At 60.7% G+C, this 21004-nt stretch carries 23 protein-coding genes and 1 riboswitch; of the genes, 8 read left to right on the top strand and 15 right to left on the bottom strand.

What is annotated here, in order from left to right; genetic code table 11:
• Nucleotides 1-57 precede the first annotated feature (57 nt).
• Entirely contained in the window at nt 58-660 is a 603-nt protein-coding gene (locus HCZ30_RS03760) for a glutathione S-transferase family protein (protein ID WP_167636461.1), read from the top strand.
• A gap of 25 nt (nt 661-685) precedes the next feature.
• Here the strand turns inward: HCZ30_RS03760 and HCZ30_RS03755 are convergent, their stop codons facing one another.
• Both HCZ30_RS03755 and HCZ30_RS03750 read right to left on the bottom strand, forming a co-directional pair.
• Nucleotides 686-1351, bottom strand: a complete 666-nt coding sequence (locus tag HCZ30_RS03755) for an outer membrane protein (RefSeq protein ID WP_167636459.1) — start codon at nt 1349-1351, stop codon at nt 686-688.
• Nucleotides 1352-1423: 72 nt separating this feature from the next.
• A complete protein-coding gene (locus HCZ30_RS03750) occupies nt 1424-1777 on the bottom strand; it encodes a GFA family protein (RefSeq protein ID WP_167636458.1) in 354 nt (117 codons plus the stop codon).
• A gap of 166 nt (nt 1778-1943) precedes the next feature.
• Here HCZ30_RS03750 and petA point away from each other — a divergent pair, with 166 nt between their 5' ends.
• From petA to HCZ30_RS03735, 3 genes are read left to right on the top strand one after another with little or no spacing between them, the layout of a single operon-like run.
• Nucleotides 1944-2504, top strand: coding sequence for a ubiquinol-cytochrome c reductase iron-sulfur subunit (petA, locus tag HCZ30_RS03745; protein WP_167636456.1), 561 nt, complete (start codon nt 1944-1946; stop codon nt 2502-2504).
• A gap of 12 nt (nt 2505-2516) precedes the next feature.
• The gene (gene petB, locus HCZ30_RS03740; protein WP_167636454.1) at nt 2517-3830 is read left to right on the top strand and encodes a cytochrome b; all 1314 of its coding nucleotides are present in this window, start codon (nt 2517-2519) and stop codon (nt 3828-3830) included.
• Between the two features lie 14 nt (nt 3831-3844).
• A complete protein-coding gene (locus HCZ30_RS03735; protein WP_167636452.1) occupies nt 3845-4699 on the top strand; it encodes a cytochrome c1 in 855 nt (284 codons plus the stop codon).
• A 48-nt stretch (nt 4700-4747) separates the two neighbouring features.
• Here the strand turns inward: HCZ30_RS03735 and HCZ30_RS03730 are convergent, their stop codons facing one another.
• Genes HCZ30_RS03730 through thiB form a run of 3 tightly spaced genes read right to left on the bottom strand, consistent with a single transcriptional unit; the run spans nt 4748 to nt 7924 of the window.
• Nucleotides 4748-5437, bottom strand: a complete 690-nt coding sequence (locus HCZ30_RS03730; protein ID WP_167636450.1) for a thiamine ABC transporter ATP-binding protein — start codon at nt 5435-5437, stop codon at nt 4748-4750.
• Complete coding sequence (locus tag HCZ30_RS03725) at nt 5424-6965, bottom strand: thiamine/thiamine pyrophosphate ABC transporter permease ThiP (RefSeq protein WP_167636448.1); 1542 nt, start codon at nt 6963-6965, stop codon at nt 5424-5426. The genes HCZ30_RS03730 and HCZ30_RS03725 overlap by 14 nt, the downstream gene beginning before the upstream one ends.
• Nucleotides 6941-7924: a thiamine ABC transporter substrate binding subunit gene (thiB, locus tag HCZ30_RS03720; protein WP_167636446.1), complete on the bottom strand. Its 984-nt coding sequence runs from the start codon at nt 7922-7924 to the stop codon at nt 6941-6943. Before thiB ends, HCZ30_RS03725 begins: the two co-directional genes overlap by 25 nt.
• 36 nt (nt 7925-7960) lie before the next feature.
• Nucleotides 7961-8062: riboswitch (TPP riboswitch) on the bottom strand.
• Nucleotides 8063-8157: 95 nt separating this feature from the next.
• Here thiB and aroC point away from each other — a divergent pair.
• Nucleotides 8158-9261 (top strand): chorismate synthase, encoded by a 1104-nt coding sequence (gene aroC, locus HCZ30_RS03715; protein ID WP_167636444.1) that lies wholly within the window; start codon nt 8158-8160, stop codon nt 9259-9261.
• Here aroC and HCZ30_RS03710 read toward each other — a convergent pair.
• The 3 genes from HCZ30_RS03710 to HCZ30_RS03700 all read right to left on the bottom strand — a co-directional run bounded on the left by HCZ30_RS03710 (nt 9258) and on the right by HCZ30_RS03700 (nt 12087).
• A complete protein-coding gene (locus HCZ30_RS03710) occupies nt 9258-10127 on the bottom strand; it encodes a DMT family transporter (RefSeq protein ID WP_167636442.1) in 870 nt (289 codons plus the stop codon). The two genes, aroC and HCZ30_RS03710, sit on opposite strands and share 4 nt — an antisense overlap.
• A gap of 70 nt (nt 10128-10197) precedes the next feature.
• A complete protein-coding gene (locus tag HCZ30_RS03705; protein WP_167636440.1) occupies nt 10198-10485 on the bottom strand; it encodes an HU family DNA-binding protein in 288 nt (95 codons plus the stop codon).
• 132 nt (nt 10486-10617) lie between these two features.
• The gene (locus tag HCZ30_RS03700) at nt 10618-12087 is read right to left on the bottom strand and encodes an AMP nucleosidase (RefSeq protein WP_167636438.1); all 1470 of its coding nucleotides are present in this window, start codon (nt 12085-12087) and stop codon (nt 10618-10620) included.
• 192 nt (nt 12088-12279) lie between these two features.
• Between HCZ30_RS03700 and HCZ30_RS03695 the strand changes: the two genes are divergently transcribed.
• Together HCZ30_RS03695 and HCZ30_RS03690 are read left to right on the top strand one after the other, a co-directional pair.
• Nucleotides 12280-13008: a DUF4253 domain-containing protein gene (locus HCZ30_RS03695; protein ID WP_167636436.1), complete on the top strand. Its 729-nt coding sequence runs from the start codon at nt 12280-12282 to the stop codon at nt 13006-13008.
• Between the two features lie 16 nt (nt 13009-13024).
• Nucleotides 13025-13870 carry an SDR family oxidoreductase gene (locus HCZ30_RS03690; RefSeq protein WP_167636434.1) on the top strand — a complete coding sequence of 282 codons (846 nt, stop codon included), beginning with the start codon at nt 13025-13027 and terminating at the stop codon, nt 13868-13870.
• Here the strand turns inward: HCZ30_RS03690 and dxs are convergent.
• From dxs to HCZ30_RS03660, 6 genes are read right to left on the bottom strand one after another with little or no spacing between them, the layout of a single operon-like run.
• Nucleotides 13867-15792: a 1-deoxy-D-xylulose-5-phosphate synthase gene (gene dxs / locus HCZ30_RS03685; RefSeq protein ID WP_167636433.1), complete on the bottom strand. Its 1926-nt coding sequence runs from the start codon at nt 15790-15792 to the stop codon at nt 13867-13869. The genes HCZ30_RS03690 and dxs overlap by 4 nt on opposite strands.
• Nucleotides 15793-15799: 7 nt before the next feature.
• Entirely contained in the window at nt 15800-16603 is an 804-nt protein-coding gene (locus HCZ30_RS03680) for a polyprenyl synthetase family protein (RefSeq protein WP_246212605.1), read from the bottom strand.
• 53 nt (nt 16604-16656) lie between these two features.
• Nucleotides 16657-16899 carry an exodeoxyribonuclease VII small subunit gene (locus HCZ30_RS03675; RefSeq protein ID WP_167636429.1) on the bottom strand — a complete coding sequence of 81 codons (243 nt, stop codon included), beginning with the start codon at nt 16897-16899 and terminating at the stop codon, nt 16657-16659.
• Nucleotides 16896-17822, bottom strand: a complete 927-nt coding sequence (locus HCZ30_RS03670) for a histone deacetylase family protein (protein ID WP_167636427.1) — start codon at nt 17820-17822, stop codon at nt 16896-16898. Before HCZ30_RS03670 ends, HCZ30_RS03675 begins: the two co-directional genes overlap by 4 nt.
• 2 nt (nt 17823-17824) lie before the next feature.
• Entirely contained in the window at nt 17825-18526 is a 702-nt protein-coding gene (locus HCZ30_RS03665) for a response regulator (protein ID WP_167636425.1), read from the bottom strand.
• Nucleotides 18523-19020 (bottom strand): MarR family winged helix-turn-helix transcriptional regulator, encoded by a 498-nt coding sequence (locus tag HCZ30_RS03660; RefSeq protein ID WP_167636423.1) that lies wholly within the window; start codon nt 19018-19020, stop codon nt 18523-18525. The genes HCZ30_RS03665 and HCZ30_RS03660 overlap by 4 nt, the downstream gene beginning before the upstream one ends.
• Before the next feature lie 145 nt (nt 19021-19165).
• On the opposite strand from HCZ30_RS03660, the gene HCZ30_RS03655 reads away from it, so the two are divergent.
• On the top strand, nt 19166-20032 hold the full coding sequence (locus HCZ30_RS03655) for a branched-chain amino acid aminotransferase (RefSeq protein ID WP_167636422.1): 867 nt from the start codon (nt 19166-19168) through the stop codon (nt 20030-20032).
• A 45-nt stretch (nt 20033-20077) separates the two neighbouring features.
• Here the strand turns inward: HCZ30_RS03655 and HCZ30_RS03650 are convergent, their stop codons facing one another.
• Complete coding sequence (locus HCZ30_RS03650; protein WP_167636421.1) at nt 20078-21001, bottom strand: DMT family transporter; 924 nt, start codon at nt 20999-21001, stop codon at nt 20078-20080.
• Nucleotides 21002-21004 lie beyond the last annotated feature (3 nt).

Genomic DNA, 21004 nt, shown 5'->3' with positions numbered 1-21004 from the left:
AAATACCTCCGCCGGAGGCTCCGGCGCAGCCGGAATTGGGACAGTAAAGGATTTGAGATGAAGCTGATTACCTCCGCCGCCTCCCCGTTCGTTCGCAAGGCCCGCGTTGCTCTCTACGAGAGCGGCCATGAAGCCGAGGTCGAAGAAATCTCCGTGACGACTTCGCCCTACGCGACTGCGCCGGAGATCCTCACCGCCAATCCCCTCGGAAAAATCCCTGCGCTGATCCGCGACGGTGAGCACGCGATCTACGACAGCCGCGTGATCACCCGCTATTTCGACTCGCAGTGGAACGTCGGCCTCTATCCCGAAGATAACCTCTGGGAAGTCCTGACGGTCGAAGCGACCTGTGATGCGATCATGGAAGCCGCAGTGCTCATGACCTACGAAAAGCGTTTCCGCCCCGAGGGCATGGTCTTTGAGGATTGGATCAAAGCGCAATGGGCCAAAGTCGACCGCGCGATCTCTGCGCTCGAAGCCGACTGGACGCACGTACTCGAAGGCCCGACGACGATGGGGTCGCTCGCAGCCTGTATCGCTCTGGAATACGTGGACTTGCGCTGCGGCGACCGTAGCTGGCGCGAAGGACGAACCGCTCTGGCCGATTGGCAGGCAAATATGTCGGAACGCCCATCGCTGGCACGCACCCGCCCCGAATGAAAAAGGGGGCCGAAGCCCCCTCAACTCAGAACGAGTAGCTAACGCCGATGTTGATGGCGTTCGTGATGATGTCGGTGGCCATGTTGCCACCGTTGTCCAGCTCGACCTCATGCTGCGAATACGAAAACTGGTACTCACCGAAGAGCGCCCAGTCGGCGTTCAGATCGTACTTAGCACCGGCGTAGAGGCGCATCGCCGGACCGGTGAGCTGGTATTCCCACGTGTGGATCGCGCTGCCATCGGCCTGAATGTCGACGTGCGGCACAGCGACACCGATACCCGCACCGGCGTAAGGCGTCACAGCGCCCCACTGGTTCGGCATGCGGTAGGTCGCGTTCAGGGTGGCGATGTTCAGGCCGTCAGTGAATTCGAGACGCGAGTACCCGTTATCGTTCAGGGTCTCTTCGTCAGCATAGACCTTGCTGTGCGTATATTCGACGCCCCAGCCCCAGTTTTCACTACGCCACCACGTTGCGCGCAGACCGTAGTACGGCGGCATCTCGAACGATTTGCCTTCCCATCCGGCAGTGAACGACAGGTTTTGCGACACGGCGTTATCCGGATCAAAGCCGGTGACCTTGGCGTGGGGCGATTCCTGAATGCCCGAATAGAAGCTGAGCTCGACTTCGGCCATCGCAGCGACCGGAAGCGTCGCGAGAGCGGCGGCAGTGAGAAACAGTTTGGTTTTCATCAGTCAGATCCCATGAATTTCGGCGTGATGCTACGCCTCGCTCCGAAGAGTCTCAAGTGAGGCACCGTAGAATCAGTCAAGGTACGTCCAAGTGTCGCGACCGTCGAAGTGGCGGATTCGGATGTCTTTTATGTCTTCGGGCTCGGCCAGACGCATGTTGACGGCGCGGCGTCCGCGGTACCCCGGCTCTGCGCCATCCCAGTGAGTCGTGCATCCGCATTTCGCGCAGCTATAGAAACCCAGCATTTTGTCGTTGCGAAAATACACTACCATTTCGCCGTGCTCGATCTCGATCGTGTCGTGATCTCCGTAGGCCCAAAGCGTCGCATATCGACGGCATGCGCCGCAATTACACTCGGCGATGTACTCGGGTGTTCCGTCGAAGCGAAATTTGACCTCTCCACAAAGGCACTGCCCCTCGATCACTGGTATCTCCTTTTGATTATTCAAGAGCTTTATGCCGCCTGCGCCCGATTGTCCGCTAGACGTAAAGACAAATCGTGGCTAAACAGCGCCCCAATGGACGGCGGGATTCCGCCTTCTGTCCCATTCGTATGGGCCTTCAGGCCCGGAACAATCGGAGATGCACCCCGTGTCAAACCACGAAGAACACCAGGGCACCCGCCGCGACTTCATCTACTATGCAACGGCTGGTGCCGGCGCAGTAGTGGCCGGCGCCGCTGTCTGGCCGCTGGTCAACCAGATGAACCCCTCCGCCGATGTCCAAGCGCAGGCCTCGATCCGTGTCGATGTCTCGACGGTGGAAGTCGGCACCCAGCTGACTGTTTTGTGGCAAGGCAAGCCGGTGTTCATCCGCGCGCGTACCGAAGAAGAAATCGCACAGGCTCGTGCGGTTGATGTCAGCGAACTCGTTGACCCGGTCGCTGAGAACTCGAACATTGCTGGCGACGCACCGGCAACCGACGAAAATCGCGCCCTGTCGGAAGACGGCGTATGGCTCGTCCAGATGGGTATCTGTACCCACCTCGGTTGCGTTCCGCTCGGCGAAGCCGGCGATTTCGGCGGCTGGTACTGCCCGTGCCACGGTTCGCACTACGACACCGCAGGCCGTATCCGCAAAGGACCGGCTCCGCGCAACCTCGATGTCCCCGTCGCCGCGTTTATCGACGACACGACCATCCAGCTCGGCTAAGGAGAGGCACGAATGTCCGGTATCCCGCACGATCACTACGAGCCGAAGACACGCGGCGAAAAGTGGCTTCACAACCGCATTGGCATCATCGGCCTGCTCTATGACACCCTGATGATCCCGACCCCGAAGAACCTGAACTGGATGTGGATCTGGGGCATTGTCCTTGCGTTCACCCTGGGTCTTCAGATCATCACCGGCGTTGTGCTGGTCATGCACTACACCCCGCACGTAGACATGGCGTTCGCTTCGATCGAACACATCATGCGTGACGTGAACGGCGGTCACATGATCCGCTACTTCCACATGAACGGCGCTTCGCTGTTCTTCATCGCTGTATATGCCCACATCTTCCGCGGCCTGTACTACGGCTCCTACAAGGCGCCCCGCGAAGTCACCTGGATCATCGGTATGCTGATGTACCTCGTGATGATGGGCACCGCGTTCATGGGCTACGTTCTGCCTTGGGGCCAGATGTCCTTCCACGGTACCGCAGTTATCACCGGTCTCTTCGGCGCTATCCCGTTCATCGGTGAAGCCATCCAGACCTGGCTGCTTGGTGCGACCGCTGTTGGCCAGCCCGCTCTGAACCGCTTCTTCTCGCTGCACTACCTCCTGCCGTTCATTCTGGCCGGCCTGACCATCGTGCACATCTGGGCGTTCCACTCGACCGGCAACAACAACCCGACCGGTGTTGAAGTCCGCCGTACTTCGAAAGAAGAAGCCGAGCGCGACACCCTGCCGTTCTGGCCGTACTTCGTGATTAAGGACCTGTTCGCACTGGCCGTGATCCTCGTTGTTTTCGTTGCCATCGTCGGCTTCATGCCGAACTACCTCGGCCACCCCGACAACTACATCCAGGCGAACCCGCTGGCGACTCCGGCGCACATCGTTCCGGAATGGTACTTCCTGCCGTTCTACGCGATCCTGCGTGCCTTCACCGCCGATGTATGGGCTGTTCAGTTCGTCAGCTTCATCACCTTCGGCATCGTCGACGCCAAGTTCTTTGGTGTTCTGGCGATGTTCGGCGCGATCGCTGTCATGGCGCTGGCTCCGTGGCTCGACACCTCGTCGGTCCGTTCGGGTCGTTACCGTCCGATGTTTAAGTGGTGGTTCGCCCTGCTCGTCGTCGACTTCTTCGTCCTGATGTGGGTCGGTGCCCAGTCGACCGTATTCCCGTACGACTGGATTTCGCTCATCGCTGCGACCTACTGGTTCGCATACTTCCTCGTCATCCTGCCGCTGCTCGGCGTGATCGAAAAGCCGCTGGCACAGCCGGCGACCATCGAGGAAGACTTCAACGCCCACTACGGCACCCCGGCCGAGTGAGAAAGGACCGAAAGATGTTTCGTAAACTAACCCTTTCCGCTGCCATCGTTCTTGGCCTCGCGTCCGGTGCTCAGGCAGCGGGCGGTGGCGAGAGCCACGTCGAAGACTTTGCCTTCTCGTTCGAAGGCCCGTTCGGCTCGTACGACCAGATGCAGCTTCAGCGTGGTCTGAAGATCTACACCGAAGTCTGCGCAGCTTGTCACGGCATGGAATTCGTCCGCTTCGGCACCCTTGCCGACGAGGGCGGACCGCACCTGCCGGAAGATCAGGTCTACGCCTACGCTGGTAACTTCGAAGTCTGGGATCCGACCCTTGCTGGCGGCGACGGCGACTACCGCCCCGCGACTCCGGCAGACAAGTTCCCGGGTTCTTCGATGTCGAACGCACCTGACCTGTCGCTGATGGCTAAAGCTCGCGCTGGCTTCCACGGCCCCTACGGTCTGGGCATCAATCAGATCGTCAAAGGCATGGGCGGCCCCGAGTACATTGCTTCGCTGCTGCACGGCTACCACGAAGCGCCTGAGTGTGCTCCGGAAGACTTCCCGGGCTACTACAACACCGTTTTCGAAACCGGCGGTTTCCCGAACGAGTGTAAGGACGAGCACGGCAACCACCTATATCCGGGTTCCTGGATCGCAATGCCGCAGCCGCTTCTGGGTGAAGACGTCGATTTCGACGACGAGCACTCGAACGAGCTGGAGCACGAGATCGAAGACATCTCGGCATTCCTGATGTGGGCAGCCGAACCGAAGCTCAACGCACGTAAGACCGCTGGTCTGACCGGCGTGATCTTCCTGATTGTCCTGTCGGTTCTGCTCTACGCGACCAACAAGCGCATCTGGGCGCCGCACAAGAACAAGAAGCACTAATCCTGCTTCGAACGAATGAAGAAGGCCCGCCAATCTGGCGGGCCTTCTTTATATTCCGAGGTATGTTTTGAGCCGCTCCGGCGGATTTGCGAAAAGCTCCTCGGTCGGCACGGGCGGCGCGACCTCACTGTCGTCGATCAGCGCCACCGTATCACTACTGCGCCGCGCATCGTCGGGGTCGTGGGTCACGAGTAGAATGCACCGGTCGGGCGTCAACAGCTTGGACCGCACGAGGTCAAGCATCTCCGTCCGTAGACCCGGGCCAAGAGCCGAGAACGGCTCGTCGAGAAGCACGATGGGGCGATCCATCAATAGCACCCGCGCCAGCGCCGCACGGCTTTGTTGACCGCCGGACAGGCGCGCGGGCTTGCGGCCCTCCATCCCCGTGAGTCCTACAGCAGACAACATTTCTGCCACGCGCGGATCGCTCCCGAACGACAGCTTCGGCCCCAGCGCCAGCCCGACGTTCTGGGCAATGGTCAAGTGAGGAAACAGGTTGTTGTCCTGAAACAGGGTCGCGACCGGACGTTCGTCGGGTTGCAGATCGTCAATTGCCTTCCCCTGCCAAAGGACGCGGCCAGAGGTCTGCCTGAAGAAGCCGTTCACAACGGACAACAGGGTGGACTTGCCAGCACCCGACGGCCCGATGAGCGCGGTCACTTGGCCCGCTTCGAATGACATATCGGCACCGAGGCGGAAGTCGCCTTGTGTAATCTCGAGTGCATCAAGCGTCAGCATCGACGCGCCCTCCTCTATCAAACAGCCAGAACAGCGCGAGGCTCAGACCAAGCAGCACTAGCGCCGCGCCCGCGGCCGCATCATTGCGATAGCTACCAAGCAATTGGTACATCAGCAGCGGCAAGGTCTGCTGCTTTTCCGTGGCGAACAGCGCAATAACGCCTAGGTCGCCCATCGACAGCGCAGCCGCAAGGCCAGCGCCGAAGCCGAACGGGCGACGAATGCGCGGCAGGATCACGATCCGAACCCGCGCCCAGCCCTTGAGCCCCAGCATATCGGACAGTCGGGCATAGTCGGCCTCCGCCTTGTTCACCGCCGGCTCGATGACGCGCAGCGCAAACGGGAGCGCCATCAAAGCGTTCATGACGATGGTGACGGGTAGAGCGGCCTTTGCGGGGTTCATCCACGGCTGGACCAGCACGAAAAGCCCCGTGCCGACTACGAGCGATGAAGCCGCAAGCGGGAGCGCCGAAGCGACGTTGACCGCTCGCCCACCTCGCAGGGCCAAGACGAGGGAGGCCAAAAGGCACAGCGCCGTGGACGTCAGCGCCACCGCCAGCGATCGCCCGATTGCGGGCCAGACAGATGATGGCAGGTCTGAAAGGCCCGCCACGCCGCGCAGGATCACCATCATCAGCGGCAAGATCAGGAACAGAACTGCGAGGGTGATGAACCCGAAATCCACGATCTTCTGCCACGCTTTCTGGCCGTCCCAGCGGGTAATTTCTCGGTCGAGGCCAGAGCCGAACCCCTCGGGCAGCGCGATCCAGAACGACACCGTGGCGGCGACGATCGTCAGCCCGAACTGCACCGCCGCGAGCAACGCCGCGCGGTCCAACGCAAAGTCGAGCCGCACCGCTTGGTAGATGGCTAGCTCGACCGTGGTCGCCTTCGGCCCGCCACCGAGCGTCAACGCCACTGCAAAGCTGGTCAGACAGATGAGGAAGATGGACAGGAATGCACCGGGCAAGACGGCGCGCAGCATAGGGCGTTCAAGCAGTACGCCAACCGGGGCACCGAGCGACGCGGCGAGCCGGAACCGCTCAGCCGGAATTGCGAGCCAGCCTTGCAGGATCATCCGCACCGCCAATGGCAGATTGAAAAACACATGCGCGAGGACAACGCCACTGAACCCGTAGATTGAAACTTTGGACAGGCCGAGCCATTGCAGCGCCTCGTTCAAGAGCCCGTTGCGCCCGAAAACGGCCAGCAACCCGAAGACCGCCACGATCACTGGTAGGATAAACGGCGCACCAAGCAGAGTGATCAGGAGCCCGCGCCCGATGAACCGCCGTCGCGACAGCGCGCGGGCGACTGGGATCGCAAAACCGACGGAAAGCAGCGCGGAAACAAAGGCTTGGATAACTGTGAACCTGACCGCCGCCCAATCGGCGCGGCCAAGGCCACTAAAGGAATCCGCCCGCCACAGGACTGCGGCGAGCGTGCCCAGCGTTAGCAACAAGAGGACGGCGACAACCGCCGCCCCTGGCCAGCGCGGTAGATTCACTGAGCGAGTGCGTCGCGCCATTCTTCGATAGCCGGTGCAGCAGCGGCAGCGGCATCCTCGGCCGACAGAAGCAGGGCCTCTGTGGGCTGGGTCAGATCACCAAAACCTTCGGGAAGGCCGGTTTCGGGCGTGACCGCAGGGAACATCCAGTTGGTCGTCGGAATGATCGACTGCGCCGCGTCCGTCACGAGGAAAGCGAGGAACTGGTCAGCCAGCTCGGGCGTGTCGGTCGATGCGACCTTGGCCGCAACTTCGACCTGCATGTAGTTACCCTCGGCAAAGCTCCATGAGGTCTTGCTGTCGTCCTCTTCCGCGATGACGTGGTACGCAGGCGAGGTGGTGTAGGATAGCACAGCGTCCGACTCGCCGTCGAGGAACAGGCCGTAAGCCTCCGACCAACCCGGCGTGACGGTGACGATGTTGTCAGCCAGATCGGCCCAGATATCGGCAGCTTCATCGCCATAGGCGGCTTTCACCCACATCAGCAGGCCAAGGCCCGGCGTGGACGAGCGCGGATCTTCGATGATGATTTTCAGGTCGCTGTCAGCCAGTTCGCGGAAATCAGCGGGGGCTTCGACGTCCTTGTTCGCGACGAAAGCAAAGTAGCCCCAGTCGAACGGCACAAAGGTGTCGTCTTCCCAAGCGACCGGCAGATCGTATTCAGCCGACACATCGGTCGCAGCAAACAGGCCGGTCTCGCGAGCGGCAGCCACGAGGTTCGTGTCGAGGCCAAGCACCACGTCAGCGTCGGTGTTGTCACCCTCCAGACGCAGGCGCGAAAGGACGGCAGCGCCGTCCCCTGCGGCAACCCATTGCAGATCACATGCGCAGGTTTCCTCGAACGCCGCTTCGATCTGCGGACCGGGGCCCCAGTCGCTGTCAAAGCCGTCGTAGGTGTAAACATTCAGCACAGGGGTATCCGCCATTGCGCCAGTGGCGACGAGGCAAAGTCCTGCGACATGGTAGAGGTAGTTCTTCATAATCTTGCTCCATGCGCCGAACGGATGGGGGCCTAGAGCGTATCTAATGACCTTCCCTCCGCCGGTTTTAACCGGTTCAGGTTCAACGGGTTCGCTTTCGCATCTCAGCCAGCATTGCCAGCACCCCGAGGTGAGGCGAAACATATCCACCTCAAATGCAGGCGCAAGCAAAATGATGAAACAGCTTGGACATGCAGCCAACGCGCGGTAAACGCAGGGCAAAGGAGGCGCCCATGTCATACAACACCTTCGGCCATATCTTCCGCACCACCACTTGGGGCGAAAGCCACGGACCCGCTCTGGGTGCCACTGTCGACGGTGTACCGCCGGGCGTCCCGCTGACTCCTGAGATGATCCAGGTCTGGCTCGACAAGCGCAAGCCGGGTCAGAACAAGAACACTACCCAGCGGAATGAACCCGACGCAGTGAAAATCCTGTCGGGCGTATTCGAGGACACCACGACGGGCACCTCGATCCAGCTGATGATCGAAAACACCGATCAGCGGTCCAAGGACTACGGCAACATCGCCCAGACCTTCCGCCCTGGTCATGCCGATCTCGCTTACCACCAGAAGTACGGCCTGCGCGATTACCGCGGTGGTGGCCGTTCGTCGGCGCGTGAAACCGCAGCCCGTGTGGCTTCGGGCGGTGTGGCCCGCGAAGTGCTGAAGCAGGTCGCTCCGGGTATCGAGATCAAAGGCTACATGGTTCAGATGGGCGAAAAGACCATCGACCGTGACCGTTTCGACTGGGCGACCATCGACCAGAACGATTTCTGGTGCCCTGACGCGGCTGCCGCGCAGGAGTGGGAAGACTACCTCGGCTGGCTGCGCAAGGACGACCACAACAGCGTCGGCGCGATCATCGAAGTCGTTGCCCGCAATGTCCCCGCAGGTATCGGCGCGCCGGTTTATGCCAAGTTAGACACTGATCTGGCTGCCGCGATGATGTCGATCAACGCCGTTAAAGGCGTCGAGATCGGCGAAGGCATGAATGCCGCCGCGCTGACGGGCCGCGACAATGCGGACGAGATTTTCTACGAGAACGGTGAGATCTGCTATGGTTCGAACCACGCGGGCGGCATCCTTGGCGGTATCTCGACCGGTCAGGACGTCGTGGTGCGTTTCGCGGTCAAACCGACCTCGTCGATCCTGAGCCCGCGCCGCTCGATCCTGATGGATGGCTCGCCGACCGAAGTTGTCACCAAAGGCCGTCACGATCCTTGCGTAGGTATCCGCGCTGTGCCCGTTGGTGAGGCGATGGCGGCTTGTGTGATCCTTGATCACATCCTGCTGGACCGCGCGCAGACCGGTGGTGTTCGCGGCCAGATCGGTTAAGCCAGCTTCTTCTGTTTGGAGAGCTGCACGGCGAGAATGCCTGCGGCAATAATGGCGACGCCAATGACGTCGGCAATGCCCAGTGCCTCGCCCAGCAGCACCGCAGCGATCACGACCCCGAAAAACGGGTTCAGGAAGTGGAAGGTCGCCGCTTTGACGGCGCCGACCCGCTGCACCAGCAGGAACCACACCAGCGTCGCCAGAAGGCCCGGCACGAGCGTGGTGTAGAAGAACGCGACGATGAGCTGCCAGCTCCAGATGATCGGGCCGCTTTCCAGAATTGCGGCAGGCACCGACAGTACAGCCGCGCCGACGAGCATCTGTAGTCCCACGATCATCAGCACGTTGCCGCCCGACGATGCGTTACGTACCGAGAGCGTAGCAATCGCCAGAGCGGTCACACCGATGGCGCAGAGGATGAGGCCGTTCACATCGACTTCGCCGCCGATACGTCCGCCCATGATGATCGCAACACCGCCAAAGCCCAGCAGCAGACCAAGCACACCAAGCGGACGCGGACGATCGCCCAGCACCCAGCCGAACAGCGCCACGATAAGCGGCATGGTCGCCGCGAGGATCGCAGCGAGCGATGCCTCGATCGTCTGCATCGCGACAAAGAACAGACCCAGATACAGCGCGTTCTGGCAGACGCCGAAAATGAACGTCGCTTTCCATTGGGCGCGGCTGAGTTTGATGCGCTGCCCCATCGCGTAGGCAATCGCGATGCCGAGGATACCGGACACAAGGAACCGCAGCGCGAGCGACGTCATCGGCGGCGCGTACTGCACGATGACCCGTGCCGACGTGAACGCCGAAGACCACATCAGCGCAAACGCCAAGCCCATGAAAATCGAGCGGATATCCATAATGTCCTCAAAGAAAAAGGGTCGCCTCGCGGCGACCCTTTCCCATTAAACTATCGGATGCAATGCCCGATTAGCCGTTCACGCTGTCCTTCAGCGCTTTGGCGATCGTGACTTTTACGACCTTGTCGGCTTCTTTCTGCATGGTCTCGCCGGTGGCCGGGTTACGGACCATACGCTCGGGGCGTTCGCGGCAGTAGATCTTGCCGATGCCCGGAAGGGTCACAGCACCACCTTCGGAAACTTCCGAAGTGATGATATCGGTCAGGGCTTCAAGACCGGCGGCGGCGGTCTTCTTGTCGGTGCCGGCTTTTTCGGCGATGGCAGCTACGAGCTGCGCTTTGGTCATCGGCTTTGCCATTTGCATGGTCTCCCTTGTTCTGCCCGATGGGGCCTCTTCCCGCTAAGTCTAGCGGCGTGTTGTTGATCACCACAACGAAACAGGTCCTTTTGCAAGTCAAAAAAACCATATTTCGGCGGAAATCCCCTTATTTTAAAGGAATGCGGTCTCTTCGAAGCTCCGAAGCTTACGGCTATGTATCCGTTCGAGCGGCATCTCACGCAGGCTCTCCATAGCGCGGACGCCGATCATGAGATGCCGTGCGACCTGCGTTTTATAGAAATCGGACGCCATTCCCGGCAATTTCAACTCTCCATGGAGCGGTTTGTCCGATACGCACAGCAGCGTGCCGTAGGGCACACGGAAGCGGAAACCGTTCGCTGCAATGGTCGCGCTTTCCATATCGAGCGCAACGGCACGCGACTGGCTGAGGCGCTGGACCGGACCCGACTGGTCACGCAATTCCCAGTTACGGTTGTCGATGGTGGCCACCGTACCGGTGCGCATGATGCGCTTGAGCTCGAAACCTTGCAGCTCAGTGACCTCTTCAACGGCGCTTTCCAGCGCGATCTGGATTTCGGCCAGCGCGGGAATCGGCACCCAGACAGGAAGGTCGTCGTCAAGCACGTGGTCTTCGCGCAGATACGCGTGCGCCAGAACGAAGTCACCGAGGCGCTGCGAGTTACGCAGGCCCGCGCAGTGACCGACCATCAGCCACGCATGGGGGCGCAGGACGGCGATGTGGTCGGTTGCGGTCTTGGCGTTCGACGGGCCGACACCGATGTTCACCAGAGTGATGCCCGAACCATCCGCACGCTTGAGGTGGTAGGTCGGCATCTGTGGCATCTTCGCGGGCTGCACGAGTGCTTCGTCCGACTTGGTGATCTCGACGTTACCAGGGGCAACAAAGCCCGTGTAGCCGCTCTTGGGATCGGACAGGACCATACGAGCGTAGGCTTCGAACTCTTCCACGTAGAACTGGTAGTTCGTGAAGAGCACGTGGTTCTGGAAGTGATCCGGCGCGGTCGCGGTGTAGTGCGCAAGACGGGCCAGCGAATAGTCGACGCGCTGCGCGGTAAAGGGCGCCAGCGGCTGCGAGCCATCGGGATAGGTAAAGCCCGTTCCGTTCACGATGTCATCGTGAGTCGTCGAAAGGTCCGGCACGTCGAACACATCGCGCAGGCTGAACGTCAGCGCACCTTCGTGCGGCACCGTGATCGCGTCGTCGTTTGCCATAGCAAAGTGGACAGGCATCGGCGTGTCCGACGGCCCGATCTCGACCGGACAATCGTGGTTCTTGATCAGCAGGTCGATTTGCTGACGCAGGTAGTTCGCGAACAGACGCGGACGGGTGACGGTCGTCGAATAGGTGCCAGGGGTCGCGACATGGCCGAACGACAGGCGGCTGTCGGACAGACCGTAGCTTTTGGAGGTAAAGCGGATTTCAGGATAGAAAGCACGGAACCGACCGTCCGGCATTCCCGAAGTCACGGCATTCGCGAAAGCCTGCGACAGATACGCGACGGCTTCGTCATAAAGTTCGATCAAGCGATCAACGGCGGCGGCGGCGGACGTAAAGCTCTCGGTAGGGCGCGGTGCGGGCGTGTTGATCCCAGTCGTCATACAATTTCCTCGGATAAAGTCGTGAACGGCCGAGCGCGTCCGCCCGGATGGCGGGGCTCTTTAAAGTGATTTGCGGTAAACCGTTCCATTTCCAAATCTGACACTAGTTATGAAACGTCTTCAAGACGTAAGCGGCCTTGCTGCCCCAAGGTCTTTGATGGCAGAACGCGCCAAACAACTTCGATAGACCGAATGAACCTGCTCAAACGCCTCCTGCGAGAAAAGAAACGGCCCGCGCTGTATTACGACCAGACGGAGCACGTCGGGCCGGTGAAGACGCCGTTCCCGCTGATCGAATGCAGCGGCGCGGATGCGCAGGCGGTCGTCGCGAAAGAAGCAAACAATCGCGATCATACGCCGATCATTCTGGGCTCGCTCCGGTCGCTGGAAATGCTCAACGACCTGCCGTCTAAAAGGTCGGTGAGCGACGTGCTATCGGCAGCGAACAAGTTCGATTTCGATAGCTGGTTTGCGGGGGCAAAGCGCGAGCAGCCCCTGCGCGAAGACATCGCCATCACGCCGCGCCACGAACCGCTCGACGCCATTCAGATCGCTGCGCAGAACCCGCTGACCCAGAAGCCCGCGAACACGGTCTACATCGGCCTTATCCCGACTTCTGACCCGACAGAGGTGCCCGCGCATTTCGACGCGGGCGGGTGGAACGAATTCCCCGTGAGCGAGGTGCACGTCGCCCTCATGCGCCGCTGGCGTGATCGCTATGGCGCGCGCCTCATCGGGCATCAGTTCGACACGCTGGTCTTCCACGTCCAGCGCCCGCCGACGACGGTCGAGGATGCGCTGAAGCTGGCTGAAGAGCACTACGCCTACTGTCCCGACCGCGTTGATCAGGGGAGCGACACCCTTGACGAGCTTGCGTGTTGGCTGCTCAAAAACCCATCCTGGTATTTCTGGTGGGACTAAGCTGAAAGGAACTCCGATGCCGACCCTTCTTTCGTTTGGCCACGGCTATTCCGCGCAAGCGCTGACGGACATTCTGCCGGATGATTGGCGCGTCATTGGCACGACCCGCAAGGTTGAAAAGATCGAAACGCTCAAGGCTCAGGGCGTCGAGCCGGTCATCTGGCCGGGCTCCGATCTGACCGCCGCGCTGGATGACGCCACACACCTTCTGATCTCTGCCGCCCCGTCCGAGGATGGCGATCCGGTGCTGAACGAACTCCGCGATGAAATCGCCAAACGCCGCGATCAGTTTGCGTGGGTAGGCTACCTGTCGACCACTGGCGTCTACGGCGACCACAATGGCGACTGGGTGGATGAGAGCGCGGAACTCACTCCGGCGACCAAGCGCGGGCAGCTTCGCGTGATGGCCGAAACCGATTGGCGCAGCATGGACCTGCCGCTACACATCTTCCGCCTCGCAGGCATCTACGGACCGGGCAGAGGTCCGTTTTCCAAAGTCCGCAGCGGCTCAGCGCGCCGAATTATCAAAAAAGGACAGGTTTTCAGCCGGACCCATGTCGAGGACATCGCGCAGGTTCTGCTCGCGTCGATCACCCATCCGACCCCCGGTGCGGCCTACAACGTCTGCGATAATGACCCCGCCCCGCCCGAGGACGTGATTGCCTATGCGGCGGAACTGCTCGGTATGCCGATCCCGCCTGCCGAAGATTTCGAGACGGCCGAGATGACACCGATGGCGCGGTCGTTCTATGCGGAAAGCAAGAAGGTGCGAAACGACCGGATCAAGGACGAACTAGGTGTCGTCCTCAAATATCCGGACTATCGCGCGGGCCTCGACGATCTATTGAAGCGGGAAAGTTAAGCCCGCTTCGCCACGCTCGCGACGCCCAGAACTTCGAGCACCTTGGTTTCGATATCTTCCGCGTTCAGACTGGCAGTCGCGTACATGTCGCGCGGGCTGGCGTGGTCGATGAAGGTGTCGGGCAGCACCATGCTGCGGAACTTGAGGCCGTGATCGAACACGCCTTCGTCCGCGAGGAGTTGTGCGACATGGCTCCCGAAACCGCCGACTGCGCCCTCTTCGATCGTAATCAGCGCATCGTGCTTCGCCACGAGATCGAGGATCAGATCGCGGTCCAGCGGTTTCGCGAAACGGGCGTCCGCCACGGTCGGAGTAATGCCTTTGGCGTTCAGCACTTCGACAGCCTGCATGACTTCTTGCAGACGGGTGCCGAACGACAGGATCGCGACGCCGGAACCTTCGACGATCATGCGGCCTTTGCCGATTTCGAGCGGCTCGGCATTTTCCGGAATTTCCACACCGACACCTTCGCCGCGCGGGAAACGGAACGCAATCGGGCCTTCGTCATGCTGCGCAGCAGTGACAACCATGCGGGTCAGTTCGGCCTCATCCGCAGCGGCCATTACGACCATACCCGGCAGGTTCGCCATGAACGCGATATCGTAAGAACCGGCGTGAGTCGCGCCGTCAGAGCCAACCAGACCAGCGCGGTCGATGGCAAAGCGAACGGGCAGACGCTGGATCGCGACGTCGTGGACGACCTGATCGTAGCCACGCTGAAGGAACGTCGAATAGATGGCGCAGAACGGCTTCATCCCGCCAGCTGCGAGACCAGCGGAGAACGTCACAGCGTGTTGTTCGGCAATACCCACGTCAAAGCAACGCGAGGTGTAGCGCTCCATGAATTTCTTGAGGCCAGTACCATCGGGCATGGCAGCGGTGATCGCGCAGATCTTGCTGTCCTTCGCGGCCTCTTTCATCAGCGCCTCGGCAAAGACGTTGGTGTAGCTCGGCGCGTTGGACGGCGCTTTGTGCTGCTTGCCGCTCGGCACGTCGAACTTGGCCGTGGCGTGGCCCTTATCGCGAGCAGACTCGGCGGGGGCGTAGCCTTTGCCCTTCTTGGTGATCGCATGGATCAGAACCGGACCATCGGCACGGGCCTTGACGGTCCGCAGCACGGACAGCAGTTGGTCCATGTCGTGCCCGTCGATCGGACCGATGTAAGAGAACCCCAGTTCTTCAAACATCGTACCACCGATGGCCATGTGTTTGAGCATGTCCTTGGCGCGCTTGGCACCTTCGCGGAACGGCTCTGGCAGCAGGCTGACAGCGCCTTTGGCAGCAGAGCGCAGGTCCTGGAACGGCTCGCCTGTGTAAAGGCGCGAGAGGTAGGACGACAGCGCGCCAGTCGGCTCTGCAATCGACATCTCGTTGTCATTCAGTATCACGATCATCCGCTTGTCGAGGTGACCCGCGTTATTCATCGCCTCGAACGCCATACCAGCAGACATCGAGCCGTCACCGATGACGGCAATTGCGTCGCCAACGCCCTCGGGCGTCACGCCCCCGAGGTCACGCGCCACGGCAAAGCCCAGCGCGGCAGAAATCGACGTCGACGAGTGGCCCGCGCCGAACGCGTCATACGGGCTCTCGGAGCGTTTGGTGAAACCGGACAGGCCGTCCTTGGTGCGCAGCGTGCGGATGCGGTCGCGGCGGCCCGTGAGGATCTTGTGCGGGTAGCACTGGTGCGACACGTCCCAGATGATCTTGTCCTTGGGCGCATCGAAGACAGCATGCAGAGCGACCGTCAGTTCGACCACGCCAAGGCCAGCACCAAGGTGGCCGCCCGTCTCGGATACGGCGCTGATCGTCTCGATTCGCAACTCGTCGGCAAGACGGCGCAGTTCGGCATCGCTCATGCGGTGCAGATCGGCAGGGCTTTGGACCTTGTCCAGCGTCGGAGTGATCGGTCGGTCAGTCATTGTCGTCTCACTTGTCGCGGGCGATCACGAAACGTGCAGCCTCACGGAGGGTTTCCGCGCTTTCACCATAAGTAGATAGGGCATCGCAAGCCTCGGTCACGAGATCAGCGGCACGACGCTTTGCTGCATCGAGGCCAAGCAGCGAAACAAACGTCGCTTTGCCAGCATTCGCGTCCTTGCCCACGGCCTTACCTACGGTAGCTACATCACCTGTTACGTCCAGAACGTCGTCCCAGATTTGAAATGCCAGCCCGAGCGCATCGCCGTAGGTCCGCAGCGGCGTAATATCGGCACCGGCCATGCGGGCACCAGCGGTGGCGGACCACGTGATCAGCGCGCCGGTTTTGCCAGCTTGCAGGCGGGTGATTTCTTCGAGCGTCAGCGGGGTGGCGGCAGTTTCGGCGGCAATATCACGCGCCTGACCGCCTACCATGCCGCGCACACCTGCGGCGCGGGCAAAGCTGCGGATCAGGTCGATGCGCAGCTCGGCCTCGCAGCTGGTTTCGGACAGCAACAGAAAACCGAGCGATTGCAGCGCGTCGCCAGCAAGGACAGCGGTCGCTTCGTCCCACTTGCGGTGCACGGTCGGCTGTCCGCGGCGCAGGTCGTCGTCGTCCATGCAGGGCATGTCGTCATGAACCAGCGAATAGGCGTGAACGCACTCGATCGCGGCGGCGGCTTTGGATGCGTTCATCACACCGTGCAGCAGCGCGCTTTCAATCACGAGAAACGCACGCAGGCCCTTACCGCCGCGCACGGCGTAGCGCATGGCCTCGGCAACGGGCAAATCAATGTCTTTGAGCGCCAGCATGATTTCGGCCTCGGCCGCATCACGGGCGCGTAGCAACGCGGACTGGAAGTCCATTAGCCGGCGTCCAGCGGAGCCGTTCCGGTCGGTGCTCCGTCAGCATTCAGAGTGATCTTTGCGACCTTCTCTTCGGCTTCTTTCAGCTTGGTTTCGCAACGGGCTTTGAGCTTGGCACCGCGTTCGTAGAGCGTGATCGACTCCTCGAGCGCCACATCACCGCGCTCAAGGCGGTTCACGACGTTTTCGAGTTCCTTCATCGCTTCTTCGAAGCTCATCTCTTCAACGGGCTTTTCGGTCATCGACCTCGTTCCTCCAGTACCTTCACGTGCGCAGCAGCCGAAACAGCCAGCGCGTCGAGGTTATAGCCCCCTTCGAGGACAGATACCACGCGCCCCTGACAGCATTTGTCGGCCACATCGACAAGACGTTCAGTGACCCATGTATAGTCTTCGGTCTCGAACGCCAGTTCTGCCAGTGGATCATCCTTGTGTGCATCGAATCCGGCGGAAATCAGCAGAAGTTGCGGATTGAAGGCTTCGAGCTGCGGGAACACCTGCTCCTCATAGACTTTGCGGAACTGGTCCGACGATGCCTGCGGCGGGAAAGCGATGTTGACGATGTTCCCCGCCTGTCCGCGATCCGACGGTTCACCCGAGCCGGGCCAGAGCGGAACCTGCTGCGAGGTCACGACCAGAATGCGCGGATCATTTTCACACAGTGCTTGGGTGCCGTTGCCGTGGTGGACGTCAAAATCGACGATAGCCACGCGGTCGAGCCCGTGGAAATCGAGCGCGTGTTTCGCTGCGATAGACACGTTACCGAACAGGCAGAACCCCATCGGCGCATCGGCCAGCGCATGGTGACCCGGCGGCCGTGTCGCGACAAATGCGTTCTTCACCTCACCGCCCAGCACAAGGTCGACTGCTTTGACCGCACCGCCCGCCGCACGCCACGCCGCATTGACCGATCCGAAGGACATATGCGTGTCCTCGTCCAGCTGGCGGAAGCCCACCGTCGGCTCCTTCGCGCGGATTTCATCGATGTAGCCTTGCGGATGGCAGCGCAGCAGATCGTCCTCTGCCGCGAGAGGTGCCTTGTACTGCTTGAGGTCGATATCCTTGATCGCATCGAGCACATAGGTCAGTCGGGCAACCTGCTCGGGATGGCCCGATGGCGTCACATGTTCGAGGCAATCGGGATGGGTCAGAAGTGCAGTGGTCATAATCAGTCCGGTTGGAGCATGTAGCCAGAGCCACGTACCGTTTGTAAATATCGTGGTTGTTTAGGGTCTGTTTCGATCTTGCGGCGCAGGCGTGTAATCTGCACGTCCACGGCGCGTTCCTGCGTTTGCTGGCCAGAACGGCTTAGTTCCTCGACCAACTGCGAGCGTGTCAGCGCCTCGCCCGGACTGGTCGAGAAAATCCGCATCAATTGGCTTTCGGTCGCGGTCAGACGGACAAGGTCTTCGCCATTCCACAACTCGCCACGCTCCACATCATAACGGAACGGGCCGAGCATCAGCGACTTCGGCAGCGCGGGCTTCAGCTGAACCTGCGGAACGCGGCGCAGGATCGCGTTAATCCGTAGCAACAGTTCCTTGGGCTCGAACGGTTTGGCGAGGTAATCGTCCGCACCCGCCTCCAGCCCCGCGATACGGTCGGAAGTCTCGCCCTTCGCCGTCAGCAACATGATCGGCGTCGAAATGCGCTGGCGCAATTCGCGGCACAGCGTCATCCCGTCTTCGTCGGGCATCATCACGTCGAGCACGATTAGGTCAAAATCAAGACCGGCCAGCAGACGGCGTGCGTGTGCAGCGTCCCGCGCGGTACTGACCAGATAGCCGTTACGGATCAGGAATTTCTGTAAAAGCGAGCGGATACGCTCGTCATCATCTACGATCAGAAGGTGAGCGTCGTCAGCACTCATGTAGTCTTGTCCCTTAGCGCTTCGTATTGGCGCCTGATATCTTCGTCCATCATGGCCTCCAGAACCTGCCTGAACCCCGCCACGGCGGAGGGTCCTGCGGCCTTGTACGCCATACGCATGCGGTCCCGTTGGGCCTCGGTCAATTCGCGTTCGAGCACCGACCCCGCTTCGGTCAGATACAGATGTCGTTCGCGTTTGTCTTCAGGCCCTACCCTGCTCTCGACTAGACCGTCCTCGATCAAAGTGCGCAACACACGATTGAGGGACTGTTTTGTAACACCAAGAATTGAAAGGAGATTATTCACCGTCGTTCCGGGACTGCGGTGGATGAAGTGGACGGCGCGGTGATGCGCGCGGCCATATCCTTTCTCTTGAAGAATGCGGTCGGGGTCAGCGGTAAACCCCCGATATGCAAAGAACATCGCCTCGATCCCCTTACGGAGCTGTTCGTCCGTCAGGAACAGGAGAGACTGGCTGCTTGGCGTTTCGTTCATTTTTGCATCCCCAATGGTTCATCGCAGGATAAGTCAGCCTTGTTGACACTCCAACCCCAGACTGCTAGCGAATTCCGGAATTTGCGCAACAAAAAGACCTACAGGGCCGGTTACGCGAAACATTCTGTACCGGAAGGGGAATATCATGGCGGGTTACGACGATCGTGACGGCAAAATCTGGATGGACGGCAAGCTCGTCGAATGGCGTGATGCGAACGTCCACATCCTGACCCACGCACTCCACTACGCAAGCTCCGTTTTCGAGGGCGAGCGCGCCTATAACGGCAAGATTTTCAAGAGCGTAGAGCACTCGGAGCGCCTGCTGAAGTCGGGCGAACTTCTCGACATGCCGATCCCCTACTCGGTCGAAGAAATCGAAGCTGCCAAGAAAGCCGTGCTCGACGCCAACGGCCTGACCGACGCTTACGTGCGTGTTGTCGCATGGCGCGGCGCGGGTGAGGACATGGGCGTTGCGTCGGCAAAGAATCCGGTTCGCATGGCTGTCGCCGCGTGGACTTGGGGCGCCTACTACGGCGACGCCAAGATGAAGGGCGCGAAGCTCGACATCGCCAAGTGGAAGCGTCCGTCTCCCGAAACCATCCCGACCGCAGCCAAGGCCGCCGGTCTCTACATGATCTGCACCATGTCGAAGCACGCTGCCGAAGCCAAAGGCTGCTCGGACGCGCTGTTCTTGGACTACCGTGGCTACGTCGCCGAAGCGACCGGCGCGAACATCTTCTTCGTCAAGGACGGTGAAGTGCACACCCCGATTCCGGACGCGATCCTGAACGGTATCACCCGCCAGACCGTCATCCAGATGCTCAAGGACAAGGGCATCACCGTCCACGAGCGCCGCATCCAGCTCGAAGAGCTCGCTGATTTCGAACAATGCTGGCTCACCGGTACCGCGGCTGAAGTTACTCCGGTCGGTCAGATCGGCGATTACACCTTCACCGTGGGCGACATCACCCGCGGCATCGCAGAAGACTACGAAGCGCTCGTACGCAAGTAAGTCGCAGCGGATAGGTTTGATGAGGGCGCCCTTGTGGCGCCCTTTTTATTTACCGCCCGGTGATACGGCCTTGCGGCCCTTCGTACGCTCCAGACCAAGCTGGCGTTCGCGCAGGATGATAACGATGCCCGCTGCGATAACGATGCCCGCACCGGCGAGGGTCGACGGCAGCGGCACTTCGGCAAAGAAGAAGAACCCAATCCCGACCGAGAAGATCATTGACGCGTAATCGAACGGCGCGACCAGCGATGCGTCTCCGAGTCGATAGCTGCTCGTCAACAATATCTGCCCCACACCGCCCAGAAGTCCCGCCGTGACCAGCACTAACCATTCGGTCGGCGTCGGCATCGACCAACCCCAGTAGATCGTAACGAGCGACAGCAATGTCGCCGTGATCGAGAACCAGAACACGATGGAAGACGTGGTTTCGGTCTTCGTCATCTTGCGAATGAACACCTGCGCCAAGGCCGCACAGACCGCACTGGTCAGCGCCAGCATCGCGCCCAGCGCGTGGTCTGTGGCGATACCTTCCTCGCCGACCGATAGGCGCGGTGCCATGACGACCATGACCCCGATGAGGCCAACGGCGACCGAGGCAAAGCGGAACAGGCGCACCTGCTCGTTCAGGAACATGGCGGCGAAAATAACGATGAAGATCGGCGTCGCGTAGCCGACCGCCGTCACCTCGGGCAGCGGCAGATAGCGGAGCGCGGCAAACCCGAGCCCCATCGCGGTCGTGCCGATGATCCCGCGCCAGAAGTGGTTCATGACGCTCTCGGTTTTGAAACCGGTCGACAGCTCTTTGCGCATGGCGAGCCAGCCGATGATGATCGGCAGCGCAAAGAAGGATCGGAAGAACACCGCCTCACCTGCCGGAATATGGCTGGAGGTCGATTTGATAAGCGCCTGCATGGTCACAAAGACCGCGACAGCGCCGAGTTTGAATAGGATGGCTTGTAATGGCTGCATGGA

Source organism: Marivivens donghaensis (assembly GCF_011806565.1).
GTDB classification, from domain to species: domain Bacteria; phylum Pseudomonadota; class Alphaproteobacteria; order Rhodobacterales; family Rhodobacteraceae; genus Marivivens; species Marivivens donghaensis_A.
This window is presented reverse-complemented; position numbering and strand designations above follow the sequence as displayed.